The sequence below is a fragment of the Mycobacterium sp. genome (assembly GCF_032159765.1).
Classification (GTDB): Bacteria; Actinomycetota; Actinomycetes; order Mycobacteriales; family Mycobacteriaceae; genus Mycobacterium.
Map to the genome: position 1 here is coordinate 1 of NZ_JAVHWM010000217.1, position 15,482 is coordinate 15,482.

General features: G+C 63.8%; 12 protein-coding genes. 6 read left to right on the forward strand and 6 right to left on the reverse strand.

What is annotated here, in order from left to right:
* Positions 1-268 precede the first annotated feature (268 nt).
* The gene (locus tag QOH60_RS27605; protein WP_526425071.1) at positions 269-1,159 is read left to right on the forward strand and encodes a phytanoyl-CoA dioxygenase family protein; all 891 of its coding nucleotides are present in this window, start codon (positions 269-271) and stop codon (positions 1,157-1,159) included.
* A gap of 94 nt (positions 1,160-1,253) precedes the next feature.
* Here the strand turns inward: QOH60_RS27605 and QOH60_RS27610 are convergent, their stop codons facing one another.
* From QOH60_RS27610 to QOH60_RS27620, 3 genes are all read right to left on the reverse strand, one after another.
* Positions 1,254-2,084, reverse strand: coding sequence for a multicopper oxidase family protein (locus QOH60_RS27610; protein WP_526425072.1), 831 nt, complete (start codon positions 2,082-2,084; stop codon positions 1,254-1,256).
* 381 nt (positions 2,085-2,465) lie between these two features.
* Positions 2,466-2,891 carry an alpha/beta fold hydrolase gene (locus QOH60_RS27615; protein WP_526425073.1) on the reverse strand — a complete coding sequence of 142 codons (426 nt, stop codon included), beginning with the start codon at positions 2,889-2,891 and terminating at the stop codon, positions 2,466-2,468.
* 61 nt (positions 2,892-2,952) lie between these two features.
* Complete coding sequence (locus tag QOH60_RS27620; RefSeq protein WP_526425074.1) at positions 2,953-3,342, reverse strand: hypothetical protein; 390 nt, start codon at positions 3,340-3,342, stop codon at positions 2,953-2,955.
* A 626-nt stretch (positions 3,343-3,968) separates the two neighbouring features.
* On the opposite strand from QOH60_RS27620, the gene QOH60_RS27625 reads away from it, so the two are divergent.
* Positions 3,969-4,349 carry a hypothetical protein gene (locus tag QOH60_RS27625; RefSeq protein ID WP_526425075.1) on the forward strand — a complete coding sequence of 127 codons (381 nt, stop codon included), beginning with the start codon at positions 3,969-3,971 and terminating at the stop codon, positions 4,347-4,349.
* Between the two features lie 82 nt (positions 4,350-4,431).
* Positions 4,432-7,053 carry a LuxR C-terminal-related transcriptional regulator gene (locus QOH60_RS27630; RefSeq protein ID WP_526425076.1) on the forward strand — a complete coding sequence of 874 codons (2,622 nt, stop codon included), beginning with the start codon at positions 4,432-4,434 and terminating at the stop codon, positions 7,051-7,053.
* Between the two features lie 29 nt (positions 7,054-7,082).
* On the opposite strand, the gene QOH60_RS27635 is transcribed toward QOH60_RS27630, so the two are convergent.
* Together QOH60_RS27635 and QOH60_RS27640 are read right to left on the reverse strand one after the other, a co-directional pair.
* Positions 7,083-8,684 (reverse strand): long-chain-fatty-acid--CoA ligase, encoded by a 1,602-nt coding sequence (locus QOH60_RS27635; protein WP_526425077.1) that lies wholly within the window; start codon positions 8,682-8,684, stop codon positions 7,083-7,085.
* A gap of 292 nt (positions 8,685-8,976) precedes the next feature.
* Positions 8,977-12,159: an ATP-binding protein gene (locus QOH60_RS27640; RefSeq protein WP_526425078.1), complete on the reverse strand. Its 3,183-nt coding sequence runs from the start codon at positions 12,157-12,159 to the stop codon at positions 8,977-8,979.
* A 96-nt stretch (positions 12,160-12,255) separates the two neighbouring features.
* On the opposite strand from QOH60_RS27640, the gene QOH60_RS27645 reads away from it, so the two are divergent.
* Complete coding sequence (locus QOH60_RS27645; RefSeq protein WP_526425106.1) at positions 12,256-12,741, forward strand: pyridoxamine 5'-phosphate oxidase family protein; 486 nt, start codon at positions 12,256-12,258, stop codon at positions 12,739-12,741.
* A gap of 320 nt (positions 12,742-13,061) precedes the next feature.
* Positions 13,062-13,322 carry a hypothetical protein gene (locus QOH60_RS27650; RefSeq protein ID WP_526425079.1) on the forward strand — a complete coding sequence of 87 codons (261 nt, stop codon included), beginning with the start codon at positions 13,062-13,064 and terminating at the stop codon, positions 13,320-13,322.
* 13 nt (positions 13,323-13,335) lie between these two features.
* On the opposite strand, the gene QOH60_RS27655 is transcribed toward QOH60_RS27650, so the two are convergent.
* Positions 13,336-14,913 (reverse strand): DUF3060 domain-containing protein, encoded by a 1,578-nt coding sequence (locus QOH60_RS27655; protein WP_526425080.1) that lies wholly within the window; start codon positions 14,911-14,913, stop codon positions 13,336-13,338.
* Positions 14,914-15,136: 223 nt separating this feature from the next.
* On the opposite strand from QOH60_RS27655, the gene QOH60_RS27660 reads away from it, so the two are divergent.
* Positions 15,137-15,427: a hypothetical protein gene (locus QOH60_RS27660; RefSeq protein ID WP_526425081.1), complete on the forward strand. Its 291-nt coding sequence runs from the start codon at positions 15,137-15,139 to the stop codon at positions 15,425-15,427.
* The last annotated feature ends 55 nt before the right edge of the window (positions 15,428-15,482 follow it).

Here is a 15,482-nt window from a genome sequence, read left to right on the forward strand (position 1 = left end):
TCGCGTTCATCGAGGGCCTTGACCATCGGTTTCAACCAGTTGCTGGTTTCGCCCCTCATCGCGTCCCCCTGCGCTCGTCCTAAGCTTCTTTCCTTAATCAGACGAGCTACGGTGTCCTCCGGTTCAGCGATCGACGGACTGCTGCAACGTTGAATATGTGCGTCCTATCGAGGTCAGCTGGTTACGCTTGTCAAATACTAAATACCTCAGTCGAGCTTGCTTGTGCGGACGGGCTGCGCGTAGGCCTCCGACCATAGAAAGGCGGCCGATGGACAGCACCCGCGAACCCGTCAGCACCGTTGATGACCTGAGAGGCGACCTCGCGGGCCGATACAAGACAATCCCCAGCGGCGGAGCGTCCGTCGATCCCGCTCTAGTCGATGAGTACATGACAGCGTTGGAACGAGATGGATACATCATCTGGCGGGATCTCCTCAGCGAGGACGAATGCGCGCAAATCCGCACGGCAGCCAACCCGCTGCTAAATGAATTTGGCCGCAACGCCTTTGAGGGCTACCGCACCCAACGCGTCTACAGCGTGCTCAATAAGACCCGCACCTGCGACCGGCTAATCGATCACCCACGGGTGCTGGCGCTACTCGACCGTTTGTTCAAACCGAACTACCTGCTGTCACAGCTGCAGGTCATCAACATCGCGCCGGGCGAAAACCGTCAGTTGCTGCACTTCGACGACGGCTTCTATCCGATCCACCGGCCGCGTCCACCGCTCGGGGCAGCCACGATATGGGCCATAGACGCATTCGGCGACAACAACGGCGCCACCGTTGTCATCCCTGGCAGCCACCAGTGGGGGCCGCGGAAGCCGACCCCCGCAGATCGCGAGGTTTCGATCATCATGCCGGCCGGGTCATGCGTGTTCTTCGTTGGGACGCTCTGGCACGGCGGCGGCGCCAACCGTTCTGACCGAAACCGACTCGCCGTCACCGCCCAGTACTGCGAGCCTTGGCTGCGACCACAGGAGGCCTACTCACTGTCGGTCTCGCGCGACATCGCCCGCGCCGTATCACCAGACATCCGGCGGATGCTCGGCTACAGCATCTACCCCCCATTTGTAGGAGCCGTCGACGGCCTGCACCCGCTGCGCCTGCTCGACCCGCCCAGCGATCGCCCCGGGGCTCACCAGCCGTGGACTAGTTGAATTTGCGGACATTTTCCATCTCGACGTTGGCCCCGCGATGCAACGCCCAGGGGTCATTGCCGGAATCAGAAGCGAGCCGTGAGAAGCCTTGCCGTCAGTGATTCATCTCATCGTCGGGCGGCAGGATCAGGAAGTTCTGCATCATGCCGGTGTCCTCGTGCGGAAGTATGTGGCAGTGGAATACCGATTTTCCCATGTGTTGCTTGTAACGCTGGCGGATGACGACGGTCTGACCCTTGCCCACCCACACGGTGTCTTGAATTGTCCCCGGCGGCACGGGTTTTCCATCGACAGAGATCACTTCGAAGCTGTTGACGTGGATGTGGAAGGGGTGTCCCTCGTCACCGCCAGGATGCCCGGTGCCAACCTTGATCCACCACTCCTCGGCATCGTTGAGGTGCGTGACGATGTTTACTTCTTTCTCGTTGTAGATGGCGTTGTTGACGAGATAGTCGCCACCGGTGACGAGATTGATCATCCCGGGTGTCGCACTCATGAACTCGATCATCCGAACATGTTTGATCTCTTCGGGTTTGATCAGCGGGTAGAAGCGGCTCGGTATGGGCAACTTGGTTGGCAGTGCCATGTTCTTCGGTGCACCGGTGACCTCGATCTCGGCGATGACTTTCTCGTCGCTCTTGAGAAACTGCTCGGTTTGCGCCAGCTGGCCCATGCGGTAAATGCCCGGCGTGGCATTGCCTTTGACGAGGAAGTCCGCGCGGTTTCCGGTGGCGACGAGCACCTGCTCCGTCGTGTCGCCGCCCTGACGCGCCGGAATCACCCGAGTCTCAGGGAAATTCACCCCGTCCATTGCGGTGAGGTACATGTCATGACCGTCGACGACGATCGGCATCATGTTGTCGGTTGCTCCGTTGAGCATCCGGAACCGAACCACTTCGCCCGGTGCAATAGTGATGCGCTGCACGGGCAACTGAGTTCACCTTGAACCGTCCCGCGTCTGATTCGCACTCCATCTTCTTGGGCAGGTGCACGTTGTGGTGAGCAAGTGTGACCCTGAAAACCGGCGCAGGACTGTGCGTCTGGTGTTGGAGTATCGCAATGCGTCTGCGTCTGAATGGACGGCGATCAGCGCAGTGTCGAATCGGCTGGGGGATAACCGCGGAGACGCTGCACAACTGCTGTGGGTCAGAAACGCTGTTCGCCGACCGTCGTACCGCCAACCGGGCACGTGGTGTGGGTCCACTCAACTGCACCGGCAACGAGAAGGGGAACAAGAGCGGGTTCGCCACTACGTGGGAGTCGTAGTTGCAGACCTCGACAGAGCCGGGCGGGTTGGTTGGATCGGTCAGGTCTTCTTGCCGTTGGGTCCGAGCTCGGCCTCGCCACCGGCGGCCAGGACGAGCGCTCGGACTCGAGAGCTATATTTCGCGGCGAACCGCTGGGCGATCATGCTCCCGAGCGAGTGCCCGACGACGACGGTCCTCGCTACTTCCAGACGATCCAGGAGCTCAGCGGGCTCGTCGGCCCAACCATCGATCGAGTAGCCGTTGGGGCGACAGACCACAGCCGCTGCGGTCGTAAACGATGACCACTTGCTCACCGTCATACGCTGCGCGTGCCATGCGTTCGAGGTGGCACCGAGGCCGTGGATAAACGATCGGCGGATCGTCGCCTTGCGTCTCGTGATGAACCTCGAGGCGGCCGCAGTTACCCGGAGCAGTCCGCAGGCTCGTTGATTGACCGGCGGTTTAAGCGGGTAAATCCAAAACACACTGGCAACGCAGCTAACACACAGAAATTGGGGAACTCATGATCGCCGACCACCGACCTCGTCACCTTGCCGTGGCCGCATCCGTAGCCGCTGTCCTCGCCTTGAGCACGCTGACTGGGGCTTGCAGTTCGGATAAGGACAAGAAGGACTCTACGTCCACGTCGACATCGTCGAGCGCCCCCGCGACGACATCGGCGAGCGGTACAGCAACATCGCCGGCGCCCGGGACTTCAGGTTCGCCAGGGCCGGGCGCAAGCGCAGGACCTGGTGGCGCGACGGCAGGCGTGCCCGGAGCCAGTGCAGGAGCCGGACCGGGCGGCGCGACAGCGGGTGTTCCGGGTGCCAGCGCAGGAGCTGGTCCCGGCGGCCCGTCAGCTGGTGTGCCGGGTGCAAGCGCGGGTGCGGGCCCCGGCGGCGCGGGAGCATGCGCCGGCCCCGTCTGCGCAGGCACTCCCTAGACGCGAGACTCGCCGAAATTCACGTTATGCAGAGAAGTTGCGAGGAACGAGCTGCATAACGTGAATCTCGGTGAGAGGGCGTGGTCGACACCAATCTCGTTGAGTCGCCTTAAGACACGTTGAATGACGGATTCAGCCATGCACTCTTGCGAGCGACGAGCCGACTAGCGGCCTGGCGGATGGCTCGGCTGAACGGGATGCGGGGTGGGCGTGAAACTGTTCCCGTCCGTTGGGTTCGGTTGATTTTGAGTTGGCGACACCGATGGCTGCGTAGACGAGGTCGACGTACTGCTCGAGCTGGGAGCGGGTTGATCGTTCTTGCCGCACCCCGCAGTAACAGCCCCCATCGCAACGACAACAATGCCGGCATAGACCGGAAGTTTCCGCCTCAACTGTGTCGCACTCATAGCACTCCTCATGGACTGCGAGCCGCTTTCGTCGTTGTCGGTGACGTTGTCGACTCCGCTGATGACGATCATCTCAACTTCACCAGTGAATTTAGCCGAAAATGGGAGTTTTGCAGCTTTCGTGTAAGCGCTTCCAAGAAAACCCCAAGACGTGCGCGACAGCCTTTCCAGACGTGCGACCGTCCGCGGCCGCACGACTGGAAGGGAGCTCCGTGAAAGTCCTTGCCGCTGCGGCGATTGGCCTGGTTGTCGGCGTTTTGGTGTCGCCTAGTGCCGCCCGTGCCGAGGTGCCGACGCAACCCCAAGTCACCTTCCCGCAACAGCCGGTCCCGAGCCCTAGTGATGCGCTCGACCCCAGAGCGCAGGTGCAGGAGCTCCAGCGCCAGATTTCCGAACTGCACGACAGCTGGGACAGCCTCACCCCCGAGCAGCGCAACGCTCAGCTCAAACGACTGCAACGGCAGGCCACGACGGTTGACCAGGGGATCCACAACCTGCCTCCGGAGGAACAGCCGGAAGTGGAAGCGATGCTGTTGTCGTCGACGCTCCAGTTGTTCGACTTACTCAGGATCGCGCAGGCCTCGCAGCGTTAGATTCGCATCAACTTCTCGGCGTTGCGATGACGCTCTTGCGGTAACCGCCAAACTCCGCGGTCCTCGCACGTAGGATTTTCGGGTGCGTCTGTCGTGGCCGTTAATGGGCCGCTCCGAGCAGCTGGAAGCAATCAAGGCTGCCATCCTGGCCTCGGACGCGTCAGGAATCGTGGTGTGCGGGGCGGCGGGTGTCGGCAAGAGCCGAATCGTCCGCGAGGCCATGGCCGCTGCTGAGTCGCAGGGATACGAATGCCGGTGGGTCGTTGGCACTTCGTCGGCCAGAGCGGTTCCACTTGGTGCCTTCACCGTCTGGGCACCGTCGGGTGTCAGCGACACCGGCCAGCTGCTTCGCGGAGTGATCGAGTCGTTGACAACCCCATCCTCGGACGTCCCGGTCGTCGTGTGCGTGGATGACGCGCACCTACTCGACGACTTGTCGATCTTCGTCGTGCATCAGATCGTGCAGCGCGGCGCCGCGAAGGTGGTTCTCGCCATTCGCGACGATGAGCCTATTCCCATGGCAGTGCAGGAGATATGGAAGGTTGGCCAGTTCGACTGGCTCGACGTGCAGCCGCTATCGCTCGAGGAGACCACGGCGCTGCTGGCCGCGACCCTCAACGGGCCTGTGGATCCCGATGCGGCTCAGCGACTGTCGGAGCTGACGCGCGGAAACGCTCTGTACCTTCGCACCATCGTTGAGCAGGAAGTCGCTGACCAACGGCTCGCAAAACAGCGCGGATCCTGGCGGTGGCTCGGTGACCCGAACGTCCCTCCCAGCCTCGTCGAGTTAATCGAATCCCGCATCGGCGCGTTGCCCGAGCCGGCCACCGACGCGATTGACGCTCTGGCCGTCGGGGAGCCCATCGACATCGCCGCGCTGGAGCGGATCACCAATCCGGCCGCTGTCGAAGAGGCCGACAACCGCGGGCTGATCACGCTCGAGCCCGCCACCGGCGGTGTACAAGTACGGCTGGCGCATCCGCTCTACGGCGAGGTGCGCCGCAGACGCGCCCCGGCCACCCGGTTACGACGGTTGCGCGGACTGGTCGCCACCGAACTCGCCGCCTCGAAGGCCTCCGACGACATCCAAGTCGTGGTGCGACGCGCCACGTTGAGCCTCGAGTCCGACCTCACTCCTGACGTCGACCTACTCGTCAGGGCGGCGCACGGCGCCGTCTGGCTGGCCGACCTGGCGCTCGCCGACCGACTTGCTGAAGCAGCAATTCGTGCGGGCGCCGGGCCTGAGCCGAATTTCGTACGGGCACACGCGCTTTCGTGGTTGGGACGTGGCGACGAAGCGGACGCCGTGTTTGCTGAGATCGCGACCGACGAATTGGCCGACAGCGACCGCGGGCGCTTCGCGTTCCTTCGTGCGAGCAATCTGTTGTGGGCGCTCAATGACCCTGACCGTGCGAAGGCGGTCATCGACGAGGCGTCGCAAGACGCACCCCCGCAGGCCCGCAGCTATATGGACGCCTTCCGGACGGTGTATCTGTTCGCGATGGACCAACCGGATGCCGCGGCCAAGGCGTCCACGAATCTCGAATTGGCCGACCAGCCACCAGTTGTTGGCGCTGAAATCGCGTGGGCGCTGTCGACCATCTGCGCGAACGCGGGCCAAACCACCGAGGCCTTGGCCGTCGCAGAGGCGGGATACGCCGTGGCCACACGCTCTTTCGATGCTCCGCATATGCGGTTCAACATCGCTGATTCGCACGTGAGTGCGCTGCTGCTTGCCGGCCGCACGAGCGAAGCGCTCGAATTGGCCCAGCGGGTCCGCGAACAGGCAGCCAATCTGCCGGGCGCCGCGCAGTTACTCGGCGCCGCGGTAGCGGGTAGCGCAGCGCTTGGCGCCGGCCGCCTCGATATCGCGTGCCAGTTGTTGGAACAAGCGGCAGAAGGCCTCTCGCTGACCCATGCTTCGGGCTGGGGGTACCGCTATCAGATCTCGTACGTCCACGCGCTTGCCCTGCGCGGATCAGTTCGCGAGGCGGCCGCGGCGCTCGCCGCGCTGGACAAGGTGCAGCGGGTTTTCAGGGCGCTGGATTTCGAGCGCAGCCTGGCTCAAGCCTGGGTGGCCGCGGGTCAGGGTGCCGTCAGCGAAGCGATCGCCTTCGTCTCGTCCGCAGCCGAAAGGGCAGCCGCTAAAGGGCAATTCGCGGGCGAGGTCCTTTGTCTGCAGACCGCTGCCCAATTTGGTGATCGCACCAAAGCATCCAGATTGCGGGAGCTGGAGTCGATCGTCGAAGGACCTCGGGTCGGCGTTGCCGCGCGGTTCGCCGAGGCTCTGCGCGACGGCGACGGGGCTGAACTATCGGCGGTGTCAGAAGAATTCGAGCAGATCGGCGATCTCATCGCAGCCATCGACGCAGCCGCACAGGCCGCCCTGGCGTATCGGCGCAAAGACCTTCGAGGGTCGGCGCTGGGATGCTCCACACGGGCTGCCGCCCTGGCCGAACAATGCGGCGGCGCCAGCACTCCCGGTCTTCACCAGGCCAGCGAGCCACTACCGTTCACCGAACGCGAGGAAGAGATCGTGATGTTGATCGGCCAGGGGTTGTCCAACCGCGCGGTGGCCGATCGACTGACGCTGTCGGTGCGCACCGTCGAGAGCCATATCTACCGGGCCATGTTGAAGACAGGAACCACCCGCCGCGACGAACTTGCCGCCTTGCTGACACGACCCACGGCGCGAAACGACTGACACACCGACCACGGCCGATTGACTCGGCATCAACTGGGTAGCAGAAGCCTGACGAGACCGCGCTGAAGCTGGCCGGATGGGGTTTTGGGTACCATTCCCGGCTCCACGACGAGGATCATCGCCGGCGCAATCCGGAACCGCCGGTACACCTCGTGCCCGATCTGGCCCCTGATTTTCCTCACGCTGGAATCAACACGCCAACTGTGTGATTCGACGACGATCGCCACGGCCTCGTCAGCCTGACCGGAGCTCAGGCTCAGGGCCACCGCGCTTCCGCGGCGTACTCCGGCCACTGCCTCCGCCGCCCGTTCGAGATCTGTCGGGTAGATGTTGCGCTCGGACATGACGATCACATCCTTGCTGCGCCCGCACACCACGATGTCGCCGTCCTCGGTGACATATCCCATATCACCGGTGGCAAACCATCCGTCGTTGTCGCAGAGGGGTTTTCGGCCATCGCCGTTGAGCTGGAACGACGACACACTTGGACCCCGAATGATGAGTTCGCCGACTCGTCTCTCGTCCAGGTAGTCACCGCACTTGTCGACGACCCGTACCTCGATACCGGGGAGGGGAGGGCCGAGCCGCACCAGCTCGCGCCCTTCATCGGCTGGCCGGGCCACTCCTGCGGATTCGATGAGGTCCGCGTCCACGACATCGACTGCGAGCGGATTTCCGGTGGGGTGCACTGTAACTGCGAGCGTCGCTTCGGCCATTCCGTACCCCGGCGCGAACACGCCGGGATCCAGGCCGAAGCGCTCGCCCGCCGTCACGAACCGGCGAACGGCAGCTGCGTCGACTTGTTCTGCACCACTCATCACGACGCGCAGGCTCGACAGGTCGTATGCGTGGTCGGCAACATTCTCGAGATGCTTCGCCGTCACCGCGAGCGCGAAGTTGGTTGCCGCCGTGATGGTGCCCCGGTGCTCTGACACCAATTCCATCCAGCGCAGCGGGGCGGTGACGAAGTCGGCCGGGGTGGCGATCACCGCCTCAGATTGGGCGTGCATGGCAGCGAGAAGGAATCCCACCATACCCAGGTCGTGATACAGCGGTAGCCAGCTGACGAGAACCTCCTCGGCGGGCGCCGAGCTGATTCTTTGGGTCAGTGCGGCGAGGTTTGCGTGCAGGTTGCGATGGGTGATCTCGATGGCCTTTGGCGCGGCGGTCGAGCCGGAAGTTAACTGCAGCAGGGCGATTGACTGCGACGCCGGATCGAGCGGGTTGATTCCCCGGCCTTCGAACAGTTCGTCGAGCTGATACGAGACATCGAATTCCGTTGCGTTGAACGGCTCAGCCAAGATCACGGCCTTCGCGTCAATCATCGTGAGTACGCGCTTCTGTTCAGCCATCCAGGTGAGGAAGTCTGACCGGCGGGTCGGTTGCTGGAGCATGGTCAGCGTGGCGTCGCGCATCCACAAGGCCACCGCGATTCGGGCAACGTCGTCGGGTCGGCCCGCAAGGACCGCCACCCGATCGCCGGGCCCGATTGCGCGCTCAGCCAGGCCTCCCGCGATCCGTAGGGCGTCGTCAGTGAGGCTCCTCCACGAACTGCGGCGCACTGGCTCGCCGGGGCACACAATTCCCGCCGTGGAGCTTGCCCGAAACACCCTGTCGGTGAATTCACTCATCTCGATCCGCCCGGGTCTCTCGTGAATTTAGGGACTACCAGTTCTTCTAAGCCCAATATCACGTGGAGCGAGCCGGACGATGTCAGTAGTAGGGCACTTAATTCACGATATCCAGCGAGGTTGATGGTCACCTCTAAATCACCCGGCGGTGGCGGAGCAGATTTTGCAGTAGCCGACTACTGAGGCCCTCACAGGGACCCCACCCGATGCTGGGCTCACAGCAACGGCGGTCACCTGGCCGCGATCACGATGAAGGGGCACTTCGTGGCCGCCGAGAAGTTGAAGAAGAGCCTCAGCCCTGGGGTGGCACCAGCTGGCCCATGGCCTTGGCCCACGCGATGTGTCCTTCGTAATCAAGCGATTCCGCAATCGCGAGATAGCGTTTCAATAAATCCCGATAAGCAATGACGTCGCCGTGGGCGCGGGCTAGCAAAGTGCGCAGCCGTAGCAGCGTGACCTCGCGCACCGCCGAGCCGTCATCTGGCAGGTTCGCCAACCGGTCGAGATCGTCTTGCGCTTCGGCTAGGTCGCTCTCGTCGCCACGCTCCAACAGCGTCTCCACCAGAACGCCGGTGCCCCAAACGCCATAACCGAGCCGTCCTGCCCGGTGCAGTTCGTCCACGGCTTGGCGCATCACCGGTATGGCAGCATCGTGGTCGCCCCGTCTGGCGTTCTCACGGGCGGCCCACAGGTCAGCGAGTGGGACCAAGAAGAGACTATGGACACGCAGAAACACATCGCGGGCCTCTACCACGAGTTCCAGGCCGCGGTCACGGTCGGCCGCTGCGTCCCGATTCAGCAACGCGACACCCAGGTTGTACCTCCCCACGCCAAGCATGTACTCGTCGCCCCCTCTCTCGGCGGTCTGCACCGCCTCCTCGAGCGCGCGCAATGCGGAATCATCCGCCCGAAGCACCCCGTAATAAATCGCGAGACCGTAGGTCCAGGCGCGAACAGCGACGATGGTTCCCGCGTTGCTGCGTCGGGCCATCGCGGCCGCGTCGTGAAGGTCTTGGCGCCACCCGGGCCGGCCCAGCCACCACCGAGCGACGCCACGCCACGTCAAAGCCAGCGCTAGCGGCGAATCCACACCGAAGCCGGCGCCTCTACGGGGATCGCCGTCGACGAGGTCGATCACCGTCTGCGACCGCCGCACGAGTTGGCCGAAATCACCGCACTCGAACCAAGTGGCGAATGCTATGAACGCCAGCCCCAGTGTCGGAGGGGGATCGCCCAACGACTCCAGCAGCGCCATCTGTTCGGACGCCAGCCGCGACGCGTCCCGCATGCGCCCATGGAGCACATGACTCCCCACCAGCCCGGCCAAGCCAATGGCCAGCGATATCTTGTCTCCGTTGAGCCCACACAACTCTCTCAGCTCATCGAAATGGTTGGCGATGTTCGCATCGACACGCCAGCCGGTGCCTAACAGCATGGTGCGCGGCGCGATGCGCATCGACAATTGTGCGGGGTCGTCGTCCGGTAGTTGGTCGGCCATCCTCCGGGCGCGGTCCCAGCCGAGCCGGGCGGCGAAGAGATCGCGGTTGGCCGACCACGCGCCGGCGCGCATGTGCCATTCATATGCGGCGTGCGGTTCGCCGGCGGATTCGAGATGTTGGGCGATCAGGGCCGCGTTCTCGTCTACCGACGCCGGCTCAGACTGTTGGATCGTTGTGGCCAGGCGCCGGTGCAATTCGGCGCGGTCGGCCTTGAGCTGTGACTCGTAGGCAACAGCGCCGATCAACGGGTGGTGGAAGGCGAACTCCGCGCTCGGGGCGAACCGCACCTGATCGATCAACTCCGCGCCGAGCAGCTCGTCGAACACCGCGTCGACCCCGAGTGCCGTCAGCAGTTGCGGCCCAAAGCGCGCTCCGATCACCGAGGCCGCGTTGAGAGTCTTCTTGGCCGCGGCGCTGAGCCGGTCGATACGCGCTTCGATGGCCGCCTGCACTGTGGCCGGCACCGCGACGTCGGCCACATCCACGTGGGAGATGTAGGCGCCGCGCTCGCCGACGAGCACCCCGCGCTGGGCCAACTCGCGCACCATCTCCTCGGTGAAAAACGGGTTCCCCGCGGCCCGCTCGGCAATGACCGCCGCTAGCTCACCGACCGAAGGATCCGAGCCCAACAGCTCGCCCAGGAGGGCGTTGCTGTCCGAATTGTCCAGTGGGGCAAGCGCTATGGTTTGCGAGCCATGCACTCGAGTCAGCCTGCCCTGATATTCCGGACGGGCGGTGGTCAGCACCAATGTGGGGGAGCGTGCAAGGACGGCGAGCAGGTCGGCGATCATCGCCTCACTGACGGCGTCGATCCAATGGGTATCCTCGATGATGAACAGCGCCGGCGCCGTGCGCGCCAGCAACGCAGTATTGATCAACGCAGTCAGCCGGCGCCGGCGGGCATCTGGGTCGATCGCGGGCAGCGGCACGTCGGGGTCGGCGATGCCCAGCAGATCGTCAAGCAGCAGCAGGTCTTGCGGATCCGCATCGGGCACAACTGCTCTCAATCGGGCTCGGGCGGCGTGTTCATCGAGGTCGGCCACGCCAATGCCGGCGCGCAGCATCCGCGACACCACGGCGAAGGAGATGTCGGTGGCGTGTGATTCGCAGAAGGTCCAGATCACTTCGACCCCGCGACCCGCCGCGAGTGCGGCGGCCTCCCTGGCCACCCGGCTCTTGCCGATGCCGGGTGGTCCTGCCACGTTCACCACACCACCGCGGCCGCTGATAACGCGATCCAAGAGAGCGTCGAGGGCCGCCATTTCCCAGCGCCGACCGATCAGGCTCGCCTCAGCGCGCCCGACCACCCCATCGCGCGGGCTGATCCCCAGCAGCCGGCGCGCGCGCACCGGTTCGTCCGAGCCCTTGATGCGCACCCACTCCGGCTCGGCCAGCTTCACCATGCCGTCGACCAGCCGCGCCGTCGACTCCGACACCATCACCCCGCCCGGCGGAGCCACCGATTCCATCCGCTGGGCAAACCCGACCGGCTCACCGGTCACGGTGTAACCGAGCGCACCCGAACCAATCTCACCGGCGATCACTCGCCCCGAGTTCAGACCCACCCGCAATCGCAAGGCGACGCCATCGCGGTTCTGGACGTCCACGGCGAGTCGCTTCGCCTCCTCTTGAATGTCCAGCGCGGCAAGACATCCTCGAAAAGCATGATCCTCCAGAGCAACTGGGGCACCAAACAACGCCATCACCCCGTCGCCCGTGGACTCCACGGTCCCGTCATAGCGGTGCACAACCACCGCGCACCGCTCCACGAGATCGCCGATGATTTCGCGCAACCGCTCCACGTCCACCCGGGCCGCGATGTCCATCGACCGCACCACGTCGGCGAACAGTACCGTCACCTGCTTGTATTGGGCCGCGTCTGCCCACACCGCAGTGGCAGTACCGCACTGATGGCAGAACTTGGCGTTCTCCCGCAACGCAGTCCCGCATGTCCCGCACGCCACACATGCCGTCATCAAGGCCAAGAGTAGGACGGCCAGGGTCACGGACGGTCAGAAATGCACCTGCTGAAGCGTCAACTGGGGCTGGAATCGGGTACGTGTATGACTGTGATGAATACAGCAGAGTTAGCTGGCGAACTTGGCCACCCCGACGCGCAGAGGATGCTCTCCGGCTCGATGGCGCGGCTCGCCTACAACGGACACGATGGCTTCCCGCGGGTTATCCCCATTGGGTTCTACTGGACCGGCGACCGCATCGTCGTCTGCACGGCACCGACCTCCCCGAAGGTGCGGGCGCTCACCGCGCGCCCGGAGGTCGCGTTGACGATCGACTCCGGCGACACGCCAGAGCAGGCGCAGGCTCTGTTGGTGCGCGGCCTGGCCACCCTGCAAACGGTCGATGGCGTCGCCGACGAGTATCTCGCCGCGGCGGCGAAGACGATGGACGAATCCCAACTCGCCGAGTTCGAACGCAACGTGCGGGCGGTATACAAGCAGATGACGCGTATCTCAATCGAGCCGCAGTGGGCGCGGTTCTATGACTTCGGCGCCGGCCGGCTACCCGCCTTTCTCGCGGATCTCGTCAACGACGGATAGCGGCGCCTCGGAAAGTGCTGGGAGTGCCGACGATCTTTGCCGGTGGCGCAGCAGCCGCTCACAGTATGCCCTCAGGCACACGTGCGCGCTGAACCTCGGAAAACGCTGGAAGCAACGATGTTTCGGCAGGACAAGGCTGATACGTGCACAGGATGCTTTGAGAATTCAGGCAGGTTGGCCACGTTGAGGCTTGGAAAGCGCTGCGAACAGCGAAGATTCGGAATCTTCTCGCCGAAAGTTGCGCTGCGCGCGATAGGCGGCGGTGGCATCATCCGCATATGCCCTGGATTGGAGATCGATTAATGAGAAAACTACTTCTGATGGCGTTCGCAGCGGCAATGTGGACGGCACCCTCCGCCGTCGCCGACAGCGGCAGCAGCACGGCGCCTGCCCCTCCTGCGCCCGTGATCTCGACCGGCGGTCAGGTCAGCGGAACCAGCCAAGGCAGCTCATGCGGGGACCGTCAGCCACAGAAATTCGCCCCCACTGCCACGTCCAATCCCTACGCATGGGCAGAACCCGACTGGCCGGGCTTCTTCACGGTCAATACGCCGCAATCGAGCGGAGGATGCTCGCGATGACCGAAATCGCTTGTCACCCTTGCTGGATGGTGTTGGAGTAACCAAGCTGTTTCTTCTGCGGTTCCCCTGAGTGGTAAGTAATCGTATTGCTGTACCCGCCTACCGTGATCGTCTCGGCACTGTCGATGGTGACCTTGTTGTTGTAGGCATTGACGACGAGGTTTGCGGCGTGCCCGCTGACCTCAAGCGAATTGCCGTACTGGGACACCGTCACATCGCAGCTGTCGCACGCGCCGACCTGCACCATGTTGCCGTAACCCGACACCGTGATGGTATTCGCGCTGTCGGCGGTCAGATGACTGTTGTAGCTGGTTAGCGTGAGGCTGGCGCAGTGGCCGGTGACGGTGTAGGTGCCGTTGGGTGCAGACAACGTCAGGCTGCCGTCGTCGCACGCGACGGTCCTGACGTGACTGGTGGGCCCGACGGTCAGCGATCCACCCTTCGGAACACTGGCCGATGTATCAGCGCTGCCATCGCCGCCGAAATCGAAGCCGAAGAGGCGACCGGTCACGAGGCCCGTGGCCAGCGAGACCCACCCGATGACCACGATCAGCCACACAACCATCCCGAGCAGTAGCCGAGGGCGGATGCGGCCGATCCAATTGCCCGTCTCGTCGCGGTCGAGGTCGTAGGCGAACGAGGTCACGCACAGTGCGCGCGCAGGGTTTCGCGTGTCGGCCAGCACCACGCCGTCGACGTATTCGCGCCCGCTGACCGTCAACTCGCCCTGAACACCGTTGAGGGCGTAGCGAATATTGGTCTTCGTGTTCGGCCCGCTGTAAAACGGGCGCCGCACCTGCCATCCGTGGGCAATCGGCAGCGGGGCCATGCCCCAGGTCGTCCCGCTGTAATACGTGGCACGTGAGGCGATATGCGACGACGTGACTGTGGCGACCTGGCCCCACTTGAGCAAGGCGAATCGCTTTGCGGTGCCGGCAAACTGGAATGCATAGATCGCCACGAGCGCGACCAGCATGAGGATCGAGAGGAGCCTTGGCCGTTGGGCAAAGATCGCTATGCCGCCGACGCCGAGGCCGACACCGACCATGAACAACGCGAAGATATACCACCAGCGAAAAGGCAACACCTCAGCCAATCGAAATGCCCACGGAATTCGTCGCGGCGGCTCGGAGAGCCGGGTGTCAATAGGCCCTGTCGCCGAAAAACCCTGCCCCGCCATACTCGCGCTGACGGCAGCTTGTTTGTACACGTGGCGGACCTGATCCGGCGACAGCCCTGATTCGATCACGGCGCGGTTCAAGGCGTCCCTGCGCGCCTTGACGTCATCCCGTGAGACATCGCCCGCACGCAAGTTCTCCTGAAAAGCCTCGGCCATCTGGCGTGCCAAGTCCACAACACGTTGCTGGGCTCGAGCAGACATTGCTGCGTCAGCGCCCTCGACTTGGTGAAAATCGCCCCCGTCGACAGAGACCCACTTACCTCCAAAGCTGATCAGCGGTCCGGATTGCGGCGGCGGCGGCGCAGGGGTAGGCGCCGGATTGGATCCGGTCTCAGCAGCTGCGGCAGCCTTTGCCTCGGCCAGTTGACGTTCGAGCTCGGCGATGCGCTTCTCGGGATCGTCTTCGTCCACGAGCCGATGTTCCCACACCACACTGGTAGCTGCCGCAAATCTCAGCGACCTGACACGCGGAAGCCACCCACCGTCGTAAATGGGCTTGACCACGTACCGACCGCCCGCATCGCCCTTGCACAACAAATACACAGCAAACTTTCAGCTGCGATAATGGCTGCCCCTCGGACGGCGTCTTTCCGATCGAGGGCAGCAGCCCGGACGACCGTGCGACAATCCCGATGTGGGGAAGTTCAGCTTGACGACCGACGAGCGTCAGTTCGCCAACGACGCCCTGCCGCTGCTCACGAGCCTGTTGGTCAAAGGTCACCGCAAGAGCGGCGAAGGGGAGCGTGCGGTGGCCAAGGCGGTCAGCGATCAGCACGACGACGCCCAGGAGTCGCTGACGAAGCTCCTGCTCGGCATGACGACGATTGCGCGGATCCTGATTTACATTCGCCACGTCGAGACTGACACCCAGGTCGCCGAGACGATGGACCAACTGAAGAGGACACTGTCCGCGCCCTGCAAATAACGTGACCCTCTCATGATGTCCGCTAATTGGCGGTGCCCGCATGGGCAGAAATGAT